This window comes from Psychrobacter aquaticus CMS 56, assembly GCF_000471625.1.
In the GTDB taxonomy this organism is placed as follows: domain Bacteria; phylum Pseudomonadota; class Gammaproteobacteria; order Pseudomonadales; family Moraxellaceae; genus Psychrobacter; species Psychrobacter aquaticus.
Genome location: NZ_AUSW01000017.1, coordinates 1 through 14,477, shown reverse-complemented (window position 1 = coordinate 14,477; position 14,477 = coordinate 1). Strand labels below are relative to the sequence as shown.

At 42.1% G+C, this 14,477-nt stretch carries 13 protein-coding genes; 5 read left to right on the top strand and 8 right to left on the bottom strand.

Annotation, left to right across the window (positions count from 1 at the left end; translation table 11 throughout):
- Nucleotides 1-41: 41 nt before the first annotated feature.
- Together M917_RS05490 and M917_RS05485 are read left to right on the top strand one after the other, a co-directional pair.
- Complete coding sequence (locus tag M917_RS05490) at nt 42-2,231, top strand: 3-hydroxyacyl-CoA dehydrogenase NAD-binding domain-containing protein (protein ID WP_040642082.1); 2,190 nt, start codon at nt 42-44, stop codon at nt 2,229-2,231.
- 404 nt (nt 2,232-2,635) lie between these two features.
- A complete protein-coding gene (locus tag M917_RS05485) occupies nt 2,636-3,346 on the top strand; it encodes a DarT1-associated NADAR antitoxin family protein (protein WP_040642079.1) in 711 nt (236 codons plus the stop codon).
- Between the two features lie 217 nt (nt 3,347-3,563).
- On the opposite strand, the gene M917_RS05480 is transcribed toward M917_RS05485, so the two are convergent.
- From M917_RS05480 to otsB, 6 genes are read right to left on the bottom strand one after another with little or no spacing between them, the layout of a single operon-like run.
- A complete protein-coding gene (locus tag M917_RS05480) occupies nt 3,564-4,235 on the bottom strand; it encodes a glycosyltransferase (RefSeq protein ID WP_040642078.1) in 672 nt (223 codons plus the stop codon).
- Nucleotides 4,236-4,286: 51 nt separating this feature from the next.
- The gene (locus tag M917_RS05475; protein WP_021813789.1) at nt 4,287-5,099 is read right to left on the bottom strand and encodes a class I SAM-dependent DNA methyltransferase; all 813 of its coding nucleotides are present in this window, start codon (nt 5,097-5,099) and stop codon (nt 4,287-4,289) included.
- Nucleotides 5,083-5,982, bottom strand: coding sequence for a PIG-L deacetylase family protein (locus M917_RS05470; RefSeq protein WP_021813788.1), 900 nt, complete (start codon nt 5,980-5,982; stop codon nt 5,083-5,085). The genes M917_RS05475 and M917_RS05470 overlap by 17 nt, the downstream gene beginning before the upstream one ends.
- Nucleotides 5,970-7,058, bottom strand: a complete 1,089-nt coding sequence (locus tag M917_RS05465) for an acyl-CoA/acyl-ACP dehydrogenase (RefSeq protein WP_021813787.1) — start codon at nt 7,056-7,058, stop codon at nt 5,970-5,972. The genes M917_RS05470 and M917_RS05465 overlap by 13 nt, the downstream gene beginning before the upstream one ends.
- A 13-nt stretch (nt 7,059-7,071) precedes the next feature.
- Entirely contained in the window at nt 7,072-8,739 is a 1,668-nt protein-coding gene (locus tag M917_RS05460) for an alpha,alpha-trehalose-phosphate synthase (UDP-forming) (RefSeq protein WP_021813786.1), read from the bottom strand.
- Entirely contained in the window at nt 8,736-9,623 is an 888-nt protein-coding gene (otsB, locus tag M917_RS05455) for a trehalose-phosphatase (RefSeq protein WP_227500816.1), read from the bottom strand. The genes M917_RS05460 and otsB overlap by 4 nt, the downstream gene beginning before the upstream one ends.
- A gap of 507 nt (nt 9,624-10,130) precedes the next feature.
- Here otsB and M917_RS05450 point away from each other — a divergent pair.
- Nucleotides 10,131-10,835 carry a hypothetical protein gene (locus M917_RS05450; protein ID WP_021813784.1) on the top strand — a complete coding sequence of 235 codons (705 nt, stop codon included), beginning with the start codon at nt 10,131-10,133 and terminating at the stop codon, nt 10,833-10,835.
- Between the two features lie 111 nt (nt 10,836-10,946).
- On the opposite strand, the gene M917_RS05445 is transcribed toward M917_RS05450, so the two are convergent.
- Complete coding sequence (locus M917_RS05445) at nt 10,947-11,720, bottom strand: sulfite exporter TauE/SafE family protein (protein ID WP_021813783.1); 774 nt, start codon at nt 11,718-11,720, stop codon at nt 10,947-10,949.
- A 433-nt stretch (nt 11,721-12,153) separates the two neighbouring features.
- Between M917_RS05445 and rluF the strand changes: the two genes are divergently transcribed.
- Both rluF and M917_RS05435 read left to right on the top strand, forming a co-directional pair.
- Nucleotides 12,154-13,140 (top strand): 23S rRNA pseudouridine(2604) synthase RluF, encoded by a 987-nt coding sequence (gene rluF / locus M917_RS05440; protein WP_021813782.1) that lies wholly within the window; start codon nt 12,154-12,156, stop codon nt 13,138-13,140.
- An 81-nt stretch (nt 13,141-13,221) separates the two neighbouring features.
- Nucleotides 13,222-13,659 (top strand): SRPBCC family protein, encoded by a 438-nt coding sequence (locus M917_RS05435; RefSeq protein ID WP_021813781.1) that lies wholly within the window; start codon nt 13,222-13,224, stop codon nt 13,657-13,659.
- Between the two features lie 102 nt (nt 13,660-13,761).
- Here M917_RS05435 and M917_RS05430 read toward each other — a convergent pair whose 3' ends face one another.
- The gene (locus M917_RS05430; protein WP_021813780.1) at nt 13,762-14,085 is read right to left on the bottom strand and encodes a DUF1244 domain-containing protein; all 324 of its coding nucleotides are present in this window, start codon (nt 14,083-14,085) and stop codon (nt 13,762-13,764) included.
- Nucleotides 14,086-14,477: the final 392 nt, after the last annotated feature.

Sequence of the window (14,477 nt, the reverse complement as noted above, 5' to 3'; positions counted from 1 at the left end):
GAAAAAATAATATACAAAGAATCATTTAAGGGATAAAAATGATGACAAATAACCATACAGTAGACAGCGTAACGACAATTAACGAGCTAGAAAACTTCTCTGCCCAGCGTGACGCTGATGGTATTGTTACCGTCATTATCGATCAAGCGAATCGTAAAATGAATGTCATCGGTGATGGCTTTACAGAGGCTTTTTTATCAACGATAGCAGACAGCTTTATCAGTGATGACGCTGCCAAAGGTTTGATTTTAACCTCTGGTAAAGAAACCTTTGTCGTTGGTGCAGATATCGATCAACTGGCTCATATTGAAACGGCTGAGCAAGCGTTTGAGTTGGTTAAAAATCTCAAGAGTAGTCTGCGTAAGCTTGAAATATCAGGAAAACCTGTCGTTGCGGCCATAACGGGAACAGCGCTGGGCGGTGGTTTAGAGCTGGCGCTAGCATGTCACTATCGCATTGCTATTGACTCACCTAAAACCAAACTAGGCCTGCCTGAGGTCAAGTTGGGCTTATTGCCGGGTGGTGGTGGTACTCAGCGTTTACCACGTTTAATAGGTATTGAATCGGCATTGATGCTAATGAACCAAGGCAAAGAGCTGCATCCAATTGCTGCCAAAGACATCGGCCTGATAGATGCCACTGCTAGCAGTAGAGCAGATATGCTAAAACAAGCCAAAGACTGGATTCATGGTAATCCTAATGCACAACAACCGTGGGATAAAAAAGGCTTCAAAATCCCCGGAGGTGACAGCAACCATCCCAACGTCGTGCCAATATTTTCAGTAGCGCCTGCTATGACCAATCAAAAATCACACGGCAATTATCCCGCGATTACCCATATCCTGTCTTGCGTGTTCGAAGGCTGCCTCGTGGATATCGATACTGGCCTTGAGATTGAGTCGCGTTACTTTGCTGCTTGTGTGCTGTCCACTGAATCTAAAAATATGATTAATACCCTTTGGACTCAGCTTAACAGTATCAAAAAAGGTCAGTCTCGTCCTCATGGTATGGAGCGTTCAGCAACCAAAAAAGTTGGTATTTTGGGCGCTGGTATGATGGGCGCGGGCATTGCTTATGTCACCGCCAAGGCGGGAATACAGGTAGTACTCCTAGATACTGAAATGGCAAATGCTGAAAAAGGCAAAGTCTATTCTGCCACTATTTTGGATAAAGCGATCAGCCGTCAGCATTCGACTGAAGAGAAAAAAAAAGAGCTATTAGATCGCATCAAACCGACTGTTTCCTACGATGATTTGGCAGACTGCGATCTTGTGATTGAAGCGGTATTTGAGAATCGTGAGATTAAAGCCAAGTGTACCGAACAGAGTGAAGCGATGATTGCTAACACAGCTATCTACGCTTCTAATACCTCCACGTTGCCGATTACAGGATTAGCAAAAGCCAGCAAGCGCCCGAACCAATTTATCGGCCTGCATTTTTTTTCGCCAGTTGATAAGATGCCATTGGTTGAAATCATTATGGGTGAGCAAACCGATAATGCCACTTTAGCCAAAGCTTTTGACTATGTGATGCACATTGGCAAAACGCCTATCGTTGTGAATGACAGTCGCGGTTTTTATACCTCGCGTGTATTTGGCACGTATGTCACAGAGGGCATGGCGATGTTAGGTGAGGGCGTTCATCCACGCAGTATCGAAGTCGCTGGTATGAGAACAGGGATGCCGATGCCACCATTGGCGCTACAAGATGAGGTGTCATTGAGTTTGGCATTGCACGTCAGCGAACAGCAGCAGCTTGATCTGGCAGCTGAGGGCAAGCCTGTTGAGGTGCGTCCTTCTTATGAAATACTCAAAACGCTGGTGAAAGAGCACAATCGCGAGGGTAAAAAGAATGGCAAAGGCTTTTATGAGTATTTGGATAATGGTGACAAACATTTATGGCCTGAACTGATGAATCTGTATCCACCAAAATCTGAGCAGCCGTCTCAGCAAGACTTGATTGATCGTTTGATGTTTATTCAAGCCAATGAATCCGCCAAGTGTTATGGAGAAAAAGTCGTGCGCTCTGTCGCTGATGCCAATATTGGTTCTATCTTTGGTTGGGGCTTTGCGCCTCATCACGGCGGTACGCTACAGTTTATCAATGCCACGGGTTTGGAGGCATTTATCGCGCGCAGTCATGAGCTTGCGGCTCAATACGGTGAGCGTTTTGCGCCTGCCCAGATTTTGTTAGAGATGGCAGATAAAGGTGAGTTGTTCTCGGACGACTGATCCGCTGGATAATTTGATATAGTCAATCCACTATAAAAGAGTTACAGCGTTAACCTCGCTTGAAGTATGACATATACATCTGTACTCGATTGCCTTGTACCACTTTCAAACTGGATCAACTATCACTGATTCAATAAGATGGCAGAAAATCGCGTTATTTTGAAGAAACAGTAGGGATAAACTTGGTAAAATCAGTATACTAACAGGCTTTTTTCGTAACCAAAAAAAGGCGACGGTATGCTTTCATTGAAGCCGATCAGCGCCTCTTTGGTATTATAATGTCGCGTATTTATTTTATTTGATACCGATCATATTTATGCCAGACCCGTTATAAAAGAACATTTATACAAGACCATTGATATATTGATATAAGGCACATCGCTATGGAACCAAGACAGAACCCTATGCAACAAACACCAGACGCTGTAGAACACAGACCTGTATTTATGCCGAGAGTCGCCAGTGACAATCTGGTAAAAACGGACATGGTTCGGTTCGAGCGGCATGTAGGGTTTGCGAGTCGACAAAAGAAAAAATCCATCAATGATATGCATCAAGTTATTCGCAAAAAATATGGCTTCAGTCACGTGTTAGAGCTGTCCAGCAAGTCTGGCAACAAGTTGAGTTTTCCGCTAAGTCCATTGAGCTTAAAGCTCACGAATGATGATGGTAGTCAGTACAGTGTCGAAAATGCCTTTCAAAGCAGTATGATTTTTGAGGACGGTGGCCCTTATACTGATTTGCTAAGTGTGCCGCCACGACAAACCAGAAAAGACGAGCGCTTAATAACCTCGGGTGAACTGATTGGCTATAACTATTTTGGTATGGAATGGAGTGTCGAGCCATTAACCACGTTTTATGATTGGCTGTATGTGAATGCCCTAAAACAAAATACTCAGCTGCATGAAGAAGTGATGCAATATCAGGCTTTTACCGATCTTGAGTTTAATCCCAAGAAATCTATCCACTGTGCAGCTTATGCACTTGCCATGTTTGTCGCGCTGAATAAACGTGAGTTGCTCGATAGTGTTGAAGATCCAATGGTATTTTTTAATTTATATCATGAGTTTAAAGTGAGTAATACCGAGAACCTTTTGGAAGCTGGCTGGGTCTGATAGCCAGCAACGATAAAACATTTGAGTCAGCCAAAAGCTACGATACATAAGCCTATGTATTGTAGCTTTTTTCGTTTGTGTACGTTGTTATTTTTAATAAGGTTTAGACATTGCGTGATCAGTAATGATAGAACGTTTTGACTCATATAGTTGAAATGCTTTAAAGTCGCTACAGTATTGCTGGTGTAAATTTTTTGCGATATTTAATACTAAGGCTTTATAAATTACTCTTCTCTAAATTTGCTAAAAATGCCGCAAAACCTTCATTCGCCCGCGCCTCTAAACGACTACTGGTAATCACACGGACATGATTACTCCAAGTAATGGCATAGCCTTGATTTTCAAATTTTTTGACCAAATCCACATCTTCATGGCAAGGTAGTGGTGCAAAGCCACCAACGGCGAGATAGGCCTCATCCCTAAAGCTCAAATTTGCCCCATGAATATGACGATGTCCCATCATATCTTGATAATGCGCGATATAAGCTTCTCGCGTTTGTGATGTCAGATGCGCCCAGTTATCAACGTCTACTACGCCGCAAATCATATCGGTAGGCTGCTGCTTAATATGAGTAACTTGCTCCATCAACCAATCTGGCGTCACGATTGAATCTGCGTCCGTACAAGCAATCCATGTTGCGCCTTTTTTGATAGCATGGCGAATGCCCAGGTCTCGCACCTTTCCTACACAATGATAATCACACTCTATATAATCAACACCTGCGTTTTCGACTAACGCCAGTGTGTCATCGGTACAGTCATCCAGCACCACAAGCGGATACGCCGAAATGTTTGAGGGCAGTTGCTCAATAGCGGTCTGAACCGATGCTAGGCAATCGCTAATAGTCATCGCCTCGTTATGAGCAGGAATCACAATACCGATTTTTATATCAGCCATGTTTCCATCTTCCTCGCGCTATTTTACTGATTGTCATATCCGTCATATTAAGTTTTCTTGCATAGCGACTGATTTCGGAGAGTTTTGCCAAACATCCAATAAAAAATCGGTATCTACCATCTTACTTTGATGCGTAAAAGTCCCTTGATGATTTTTTATATTAACTGTCTTATTGCTTGGCACAGTATTGGTCAAGTTAAACGTTTGGTGTAAGCGTTGATGTACCATTTCGCCTGTCATCTTAAAGCCATCAATGGGGTAGCGCCAATGACAGCATAATAACGTGCCACCTATGGCAAGGTTTTGTTCGATCCAAGCGATTACTGTATCGATATCAGTTGGTGATAAATAATATAGAATTTCGCTAATGACAATCAAATCAAAGGGCGATGGATTGGCAGGTAAGTCTGATAAAGGATAAGTACTTAAAAGTGCCTCACCTAGCGTCAATAATCCATTAGGAATCACTCCTTGTATCACTCTGACATGAGAAAATCCTGCCAAGCGTTGTGTGGAAAGTTCTACCGCATTTTTATTACCATCGATACTGACCAATGCCTGACAACGGCGGGCAAGTAATTCGCTGAATACACCATTACCGCAGCCCAATTCAATGGCATTGCTATATTGCGCTTGTGGCAGTACCGCCAGACACATATCTCGTTTGCGTTTTTCGTACCAGCGCGTCTGATACTCCCATGGGTCGGTACTGTCACTATATAAGGCATCAAAATAGGTTTCTGAATAAGTATCAGATTGATGATCAATAGCGGCATCGCCAGCCGAGGCTGTTTTAGGGACATACGAATCATCGGTAAGACTCATTGGTGTCGTCGATTTAGAGGTGTGGCTCATATAAATAGACCTCCCAGATCTGGCTAATTCTAGCGATGGTTTGAGCCGATAAAATGGGCGAGTTACCCGTACTTTCATCAACGGTTATTTGGCTTGTAAAGCAAGCAATGGCTTGAGTTTTACGCTGTAGCTGCTCCGCAGTTAAGTCCAATCTAATGGCAGAATGCCAAGGAATGCGGCTATCGTCAGGCTTTGCCCAATGCCACGCCCAAATTAATGCTTGATAACAGGCCAGATTGTGCTGTTTGGCAAATGCGGCGACCACTTGCCCTGTTGCTTCATGATCAGGATGCCCATCATGAATAAAGGGCGTCACCAAAATATCATCAGGCTGGATAATAGCGGCCAATTTTTCGTTAAACTGTGCTTGCTGGGCGAACACATCACCGTCAGGTAAATCTAGAGAAACAGTCGTCGTTTGAATCGCCACACCTAGTATGTCTAATGCAGCAAGGCTTTCTTGCGGGCGAATGATATCAAGTGTGTGCGGCGGATAAATTTGCGAGTTTGGGTGGCTTTGCGTGCCATTGGTCACATGGACAAGGACGATGGGATTGCCATTTGCCGCCAGTTGTTGCAGCATACCGCCGCAGCCCAAGATTTCATCATCGGGATGAGGGGCAAAGACACACACACGCTGATGCGGTAAGAAGTCTTGTGCAATATGCAATCGAGGTAAATCTTGCAACCCTTGCCAGTTTTGCCAAGCGTTTTGACTGGTGCCATCACCTTCAATCACACGGTCACCGACAATTGGGTGATGGTGTTCAGGCGCTGCCGTATGATCGGTTACGGCATTGGTACTGATCCCTGTACCATTATCGCTAAATGTTAGGTCAGACCATGCGGGATTTTTTGACATACTGTTGGTTACAGTTGCCATATATTTTCCTCCCCATCAGTTGATGCAGTGATTGATTCGCTGGTTAAAGTACTTGATAGTTCGCCAATCTTTTGTAAGTCAAACGCGCCATGACTTTGGCGAATAAACACAGGCAAATCCGCTGCTAGTCTTGCGAAATGGGCATTACCACAAAAGGGTGCCGCGCCCAATGCCAGTCCAACGGTTTCGATGACTTCGCGCGCCAGCTGCTCGACGTTTGCTCTTAATTGGCGAATGGCAAGTTCATGACTGCGATTTGGTTGACTGTCGATCAAGTGAGAAACGTGATGAAAGTACTGCTGAGTAACTGCCAATGCCGTACCAATCTGCCCCAAATACATGGCTTTATAATCATTTGGTTTTTGCTGATACGCCTTTATTAAATAGTCAGCTAGAGAAGTCGTTGCCCCATACCAGCAAGCCGCCACACCTGCTGCTCCATGCCAAAATCCCACACGCTCTAAATATGCATTTGCCGCCCCAACATTACTGGCTGTTACTTGATGAAACTGTATAGTAGCCGTATCAGTGGCTTGCATGCCGACCGCTTGCCATGCTCCATTATCGATACTGATCCCATCTTGCTTCATGTTCACAACTAGCAGTTGTGATTGACCCTGTTCATCTCGGTAAGTCATGAGGCCATAATGAACGATATTGGCCCCTGAACACCACGATTTCGTGCCACTGATTTTGCCTTGTTGATAACGTATGGGATCAGGATGACCTTCTGCTGCCCAAATTGCCCATAGCCCTTGTGTCGCTTCGCTATAGCCCACTTCATGTAAAATACTAAGCGCGTCTAAGTGCGACTCGAACCATTTCGCAATCGTTAAGTCAATGCCTGCCACATATGCCAAAATCTGCCAACGGATCAAGGTTTGTGAATGGTTGCCGTCACCATTGGCAGGGTGAGGAATTTTGTCGCTATAAGTCACTAAGATATTTAAAATGTCATGGCGCAATGTATCGGTGATGACAAATGTACTGATGGATTGATTATCAGCGGTAATGATTTCTTCTATGGCGGATTTGATATTTAGCAATAACGAATTTCTGGTATTTAATAATGACATACACGTCTCCTCACTATTCTTGTGGTTCAGGCATTTGGACTGCGGCTGGGTGTTCGCTGCTTTTTTGTCGGCTTTTGCCATTGTATACATCATCTAAAAAATTTTGCTGCCAAGCGTGCAAATTGTCTTGCTGCAATCCGTGCAATAACTCCTGATGGTGTTCCTTTCGCTGCGCAAGTGGCATCTCTAAAGCCATTTTTAAACCGTGGATGATGCTTTTGGGCTGGTGTGGGTCGATGATGACCGCCGCTTGCATTTGCTCGGCAGCCCCTGCATATTGTGACAGCAACAGCACTCCTGGATTGTCAGGATTTTGCGCGGCAATGTATTCTTTGGCGACTAGATTCATACCGTCTTTCAGTGAATTCACCCAGCCGATATCACTATGCCAAAACGCTGTCATTACTGTCTCGTGGCTTAAGACTTTTTCGCTATATGTAATCGCCTGCCAATTTTTTATAAGAGTGCCAGCTTTAACGTCGCTAACTTTCAAACCATCGGCTTTAAGATCATTGGCTTTAAAGGCATCTGTTCTACATTCACTATGCGAAAAATGCTGATTAACGCCATTCACTGCTTGTCTGACATCATCGTAAAGCTGTTGGTAAAGAGGTAAGTCTAAGCGGCTAGGGCACGCAATTTGTAATAATTTTAGCTGATGTTGATACATCGGATAGTGCTGTAAAAAAGAGCGATACGCTGAAAAACGTTTCAATAGACCTTTGGAGTAATCAATCCTATCTACCGCAATGATTTGTTGGGCGGTAGGTTTTATAGCCGCTATTTTTTGATTATGCTGGGCAGATTGTGAAGATAAATATGAGGACGAGTTCATGACCTGCTGCTGGATTTTTGCTATATTGACGCCGATTGGATAGGCATTAATTGCCAAACAGTGCGGGGCGCTTAAGTCCAGATTGAGCATCAACTGCGCGCTCGCTGGTTTATGAGAGCTTGCAAAATTTTGCTCTGCATCTAATACGTTTATCGGCGAATCTCTTAAAATACTGTCTTTTAAGTAATGTCGAAAGACAGCAAGCGCATTGGCTTTACCTTTCTGAGTTTGTGTACCGAGCACATCATAATGGGCAAGATGCGTAATAAGTTCAGGGCTTTTATCAAGCTGTTGCCAACATGCCAATGGTGCAAATGGAATATGCAAGAAAAAGCCGATGCGATTACTCATGCCCAATTGACGACAATGATACGCCACACTTAAAAAGTGATAATCATGCACCCAAATCACATCATCGGGTTGAACGACTTTTTTTAATTGGCTAGCAAAAAGGCGGTTTACCACTTGATAGCCTGTATAATCTTCTGGTGCTTGGCTGATTAACTCAGTGCGCTCGTGTAACAGTGGCCACAGCACACTATTGGCAAATCCGCAGTAAAAATGCTGATATTGTTTGCGAGTTAGAGCAGTGGTCATATAAGTGACTTTTGCATCAGCCCTTTGCAGAACAGAATTTGCTAAAGCATTTTGCCTGCTATTGCTAAATTCATTGGTGTCACAGCTGTTATGGGTGTCTGCATAGGGGTCAATTATTTCGCCATTCCAGCCCATCCAGATGCCTGAATTTCTTGTCAATACGTTGTGCAATGCTATCGCAAGTCCACCTGCCATCGGGTTATTGTCGGGCATTTTAACCCGATTGGATAAGACGATTAAGCGGCTCATATCAAGTGTCTCGCTGTTTTGTTAGTAGTAGGGCTAACAGCTGCTAAGTCAGGCGCTAGCGTGGCGTGTGTTTGGCAAAAGGTTAAAAAGCTTTGAAGTAGAACCGTCACTTCAGAAATGTCATTTACATAATAATGGGCGCAGGTTGGCTCAGTACCCACTTTAATACCCATGCCAGTTGCTGGCGAGAAGGCGTTTTCTATTGCGCCATTTCCCTCTTGTATTGCTACAAATCCTGCCTCGTCAGTGACATCATCACCGATAAAAATCGCACAAGACGTCTCATTGGTTTGCATTTTTTCTAATAAGCTCAAAATGGCGGCGCCTTTATTTATCCCTTTTGGCACAATTTCAAACACATATTTTCCTACCTTTACTGTCCAATCAGCGTGACTGTCCAGAACGGTTGACACAATGCTATCAGCCACATCGGCTAGAGTAGGGTTTTGCCGATAGTGTAAGGCGACAGAATAGGGTTTGGTTTCTATAATGAAGTCATTATAAGGTGTGCAAGAGTCGATTATGGCTTGCCTAATGGTAGACAGCTCAGTGGTATCAATAGTGATACCGTCATTGTCTGTCTCATCATCAAACGCTATTTCTAATCCGTGAGTCGCTGCAATGGGTAATGTCATAGGGGAGAGCATCTGCTTTGCTTCTATCAGGCTGCGTCCTGTGATGGCAGCGATTTTGACACCGTGACTTTGGATTTTTTGTAAAAGAACTAGTGTCGAACTTGGGATGACGCTGTCTTTTGGATTGAGCGTAAAATTGGCAAGCGTGCCATCTATATCTAAAAACAAACAATACTCTTGCTGATTGGATAAGTAATCAGCAAAGTTATTTGGCTGAATATATATAGGGGATAAATTCAAGCGGAGCATCCTTGCAGAAGTCAGATTTTTTCCTTTTAAATAGAGCCGTCTTATGTTTTGGCCTTATTTAACCCAAATTCGAGATAATCTATGTAAAGCCAATAGGTCGTTAAGTAGTGATTTATAAATTCATAACCAATAATTAACTAAGCCTTATCATGAGTGTGCCATAGACCCAAGCAATCTCCGATAGCGAGAATGTTTAATTTAGCGTAAGTTCTGTAACTTATCGAATATCATTTAATGCGATTCTGTTATGGAGTATTTATTCACAAAATCAAAGGCTTGCCTTATTAAAGATTGAGTCAAACAGTACAAGAAGGAGTGACAGTTTGATAAAAGTTTTTCTATTTTTTGAAGGTAAGTTTACAAGCGTAGATACTTGTAATGGCTAGTCACTGGATAAGACTGATTGAACGGGTATTTTTATAACGGTATATCCAAAAGCGTCTGAATAAGAGACAATACGCCCATAGATATTTAACAAACCCAACCCAAATAACAAGGCCGTACTACATGACCAATAATAACCCGTATAATTTTTTACCGATGCAGCCTACCGGCAGAAATGAAACTGATAGTGCCAATACCTATGCGCCTGAAGACATGATTAAAATATACGAGCAGCAGTTTCTCATTCCAGTGCCCGAAGAAAAGCTGACAGAGTTTTTACCAGCGTTAAAAGTATTTTATGATATTGATAATCATACCTTGGATGTCAGTGCCATTATTTTCGATGCGATAGCGGATTCTAGTATAATTTACAATCATAAAATCAAAGTAGGCGACTATCAAATACTAGGCGGATTGATAGAAGAAGCGATTGAATATGATGAGGATAATAAAGGTGATGAAGATGTCGAAAATGAAGAGATTCAAGCCTATACATTAGAATGCATGCGTACTTTTTTCATTAATGATGTAGAGATACCGTATCATTTTAATCTATTCATTTATGGCGACGGTTATTCTACGTTGACCAAAAAAGAAACCGTGCTAGAAAAAATGTATTGGTTCGTCAGAGGAAGATTCGAAGAAAATTTATTGGATGATACTGAAAGTAATGAAAGTTTAGACTCTATTAATGAGCAGCTAGCGAGCTTAGGTATTCGAGAAATGGATCTGACGACCATCGATGAGATAGTAAGCTATGTAGAAAACAACATCATAGATGACGCTATGGTAGAGGCGCTTAACAAACTATTAGATGATGCGGAATAGTAGGGTGGTTCAGTCTGTAGGGTTGCTCTAGATAAAATAGTCTAGGACAGCCTTTTGGCTGTTGAGAGTTTGGCCCACGGCAAAAAACAGAACAGTGTTAATAAAAACGGATTAGAAAATTACATTGATATTTCTTATTATCATGATCAAGCCACTGATGACCATGAGTATGAGTAGCATAACTCTAAACTGACTAATGCTCATTCCCGCCAAAAAGCGTTTGCCAATGATATTGCCAATAACCGCACCCAATCCTAATACAAGACCATAGACCCAAAGCTTGGCAGTGAGTAAGCCAAAAAAAGCGTAGCTAGCGATTTGTATAATACCCACAAAAAAAGAATTGGCCGTTTTGGTGGCGATAAGGTTTTCTTTTTCTAGTCCAGAATTCATATAAAAGGGGTTCAGTATAGGACCTAGACCACCCACCAAAGTGCTCATAAAGGCAATGACAAAGCCTAACGGTATAAAGCCTACTTTGGGCATATCAAACGTTTTACTGACTTTGCCGAACTTATATTGGAAGATGGTAGACACTAAAAATACGCCAATCAATAACTGAATCCAGCCTGCATCCAATCGACTAAATATCAATGCTGCCAGCCATGCCCCGACGAGAGCACTTGGCACATAGTATTTGGTCAACGACCAATCAATATCATGCCAGAATAAATACATCCGCGAGCCGTTACTAACAAAAGTGGCCAAATTGATCACAGGGGCTGCAGCGGTTGCCCCGATCATCCAAGAAGTGACAGGTATCAGTAATATGGCACCGCCACCACCCGATATAATAGAGATAATAAAAGCAAGCATGCCAGCCACAAACAAGCCTACTAAGTGCCAAGTTGGGATGGTTTGCAATAGGTTTAAAATACTGTCCACTATAAAATCCTATTCCCATATGGTCGATACTAAATAAAATGAATACGCTAGGACACTCCCTAAATTATGATGCGGGACTGGAGCAAATTTTGCTTGCTGTGCCGTTGCTGACAGAGAATAAGAAAATATTATTCTGGTAGTACTGTATTTATTTTATAGTGGATTGACTATAGTAAGTTGGTAGAAACTTATAGAGTATCAGATTAAAAGCATGATTCTGATGTTAAATCTAATGTTTACACAGGTTGTAAGAAACTCTTTTGACGCCATTCCGATTTTATGATTCTGCATATATTTCTAGGTTTTTGCCCATCTCTCCTCAAAGAGTTGCTCAATTTCCTATATAATGTGAGCTGTTTCGTTATTGATAATCCATTCAATTTAGGCTTTTTTCTTAGCAAAAAATGCTTCTTATCAGGTAAAACGGTGCTTTATGTTCAACGCTTCCTCGACTCGTTTAAATAAATACATTAGCGAAAGCGGTATTTGCTCCAGGCGCGACGCTGACCGCTTTATTGAACAAGGTAATGTGTACATCAATGGCAAGCGTGCTCAAGTAGGCGCGCAAGTGGTTGCTGGAGATGCGGTAAAAGTCAACGGGCAGCTTATTGAACTACGAGAGGCTGATGATTTCGTTTTTATTGTCTTAAATAAGCCAGTGGGCATTGTGAGCACCACGGAAAGCTCCGAGAAAAATAACATTGTCGATTTTGTGAGACATTCGGTACGTATTTTCCCGATTGGTCGTTTGGATAAAGACTCTCAGGGTCTAATCTTTTTGACCAACAATGGCGATTTGGTGAATAAAGTATTGCGTGCTGGTAATAATCACGAGAAAGAGTATTTGGTAACGGTGAATAAGCCGATAACAGATAGTTTTATTGAGGGTTTAGCGGGCGGCGTGCCTATGCTTGGCAAGATGACGAAAAAATGTCCTGTTACTAAAGTGGCGCCCAACGTATTTAACATCACGCTAGTACAGGGTTTGAACCGTCAAATTCGCCGTATGTGTGAACATTTCGGCTATGAAGTCGTGAAGCTTGAGCGTACGCGGATTATGAATGTAAGTCTCAAAGGTACTCCCGTTGGTGATTGGCGAGACTTAACCCCAACAGAGTTGTCTATTTTACTTAAATCTGTAGAAGACTCTTCCTCGCAAGACAATCATTCGGGCAAGAAATCTGGCAATGCAGCACGCAAAAAACCTCGTACTGATGCCTCGTCAAAAGAGAGGTCATCTTCAAAATCAGCGAGTGCAGCAAAGGGCCGTAATAAATACGCCAAGGATGATGCTAAAAAACCAGCAGGTTCTAAAGGTAAAAATAGACGTCCTTTTGGTGATGGCAAAAAGTCTGGGGGCAATGGCAAACCTGCCACAAATGGCAAGCGTCCTGCAAAAGGTCGAGGCTCTTCACGGTAATAAGTTTTTAAAGTGTGACTGCTTTATTTATTTCTGAAATGGCAGTAAGCTAAATAACTTTAACCTTAGCGAGATAATGTTATGTTTAAAATAAAAGTAGAACGCATTGTCAGAAAACCAATTGATGAGGTGTTTGAGGCACTAAGTGACCATGCCAGTTATGGGTTATTCAAATCTGTAGGTGTGGCTAAGTTGGTGACCGAAGGTGATGAAGAGCGTAATGGAGTCGGCGCTTTAAGAACGGTACAAACCGGAGCCTTTAAAGTCTGGGAGCGAATTACTGCGTTTGAGCGTCCTACGCATATGCAATATCAAATCGAAAAAGCTAAGCCTATAAAAATGGAGCACTATAAGGGCATTATTGATTTAAAAGACTTAGGGGATGGAAGCACACACGTGACTTGGATCTCTGAAGGCCGATTGGTTGTGCCATTGGTTGGGCGTTTGTTTGATCGTAAAATGCAGAAACAAGGCACAATAGTCTTTAATAGCATGCTCAAGTCTTTAGAAAGCCGCTAAATTAGAGGCAATGTTTAGTTTTATCTTGGGGTCTTTGTAATATCTTTTATAGTTTGCTCTGAGTGTCGCTTATGGAGTTTGGGCAACTCTTATTATTCTTAATCAGTCTTGTCCTTTATCACTCTCGTTTTTGGCAGCTTCAATCTCGTTAAAACGCGCTAATTGCTCTGGTGTTGCTTTTTGTTGATGCTTCTCTTTCCATTCAGAGTAAGGCATACCATAAACAAGCTCGCGCGCATCTTCGTATTCGATTTCAATACCACGTTCCTCACCAGCAGCTTGATACCATTTAGATAAGCAGTTACGACAAAAATCGGCAAGGTTCATTAGGTCAATATTTTGTACATCTTTACGCTCGTCTAAATGAGCCAATAAGCGACGAAATGCCGCGGCTTCTAATTCGATGTTTGATTCTAATTTTGCCATAAGATTTTTCCTAATCATTAATGTGTGTTTGTGGGTGTTTGTTATTATATTTGGCATTTTAAGAGTGCTGATAACCTGTATCAATCTATATTAAAAAAATCGTACAAACAAACTTGGTAAACTCATCATAGTAGGGGTTCACTAATTTAAAACTTCTTAATCATAATATTAAACCACTTTTCATTTCCAAACCCCAAAAATTAGACAAAAAAAAGCCTCACTTCCTATTTAAGGAGTGAGGCTTTTAGTGCTTTTTCAAGCCATATTTGGAGCGGGAAACCCCAACCTTGGCAAGGCTCGCGGACTAAAATTATAGAAACAATGCTAATTAACTATAAGCTACATCATATGATATATATACGATGTAGATTTTTTGATTATCTCTATGTATA

Bases quoted from the DNA above. Each gene is read 5' to 3' on its own strand.
- M917_RS05490 (WP_040642082.1), top strand. From the start codon at position 42: ATGACAAATAACCATACAGTAGACAGCGTAACGACAATTAACGAGCTA.
- M917_RS05485 (WP_040642079.1), top strand. From the start codon at position 2,636: ATGCAACAAACACCAGACGCTGTAGAACACAGACCTGTATTTATGCCG.
- M917_RS05475 (WP_021813789.1), bottom strand. From the start codon at position 5,099: ATGAGCCACACCTCTAAATCGACGACACCAATGAGTCTTACCGATGAT.
- M917_RS05470 (WP_021813788.1), bottom strand. From the start codon at position 5,982: ATGGCAACTGTAACCAACAGTATGTCAAAAAATCCCGCATGGTCTGAC.
- M917_RS05465 (WP_021813787.1), bottom strand. From the start codon at position 7,058: ATGTCATTATTAAATACCAGAAATTCGTTATTGCTAAATATCAAATCC.
- M917_RS05460 (WP_021813786.1), bottom strand. From the start codon at position 8,739: ATGAGCCGCTTAATCGTCTTATCCAATCGGGTTAAAATGCCCGACAAT.
- otsB (WP_227500816.1), bottom strand. From the start codon at position 9,623: ATGCTCCGCTTGAATTTATCCCCTATATATATTCAGCCAAATAACTTT.
- M917_RS05450 (WP_021813784.1), top strand. From the start codon at position 10,131: ATGACCAATAATAACCCGTATAATTTTTTACCGATGCAGCCTACCGGC.
- rluF (WP_021813782.1), top strand. From the start codon at position 12,154: ATGTTCAACGCTTCCTCGACTCGTTTAAATAAATACATTAGCGAAAGC.
- M917_RS05435 (WP_021813781.1), top strand. From the start codon at position 13,222: ATGTTTAAAATAAAAGTAGAACGCATTGTCAGAAAACCAATTGATGAG.
- M917_RS05430 (WP_021813780.1), bottom strand. From the start codon at position 14,085: ATGGCAAAATTAGAATCAAACATCGAATTAGAAGCCGCGGCATTTCGT.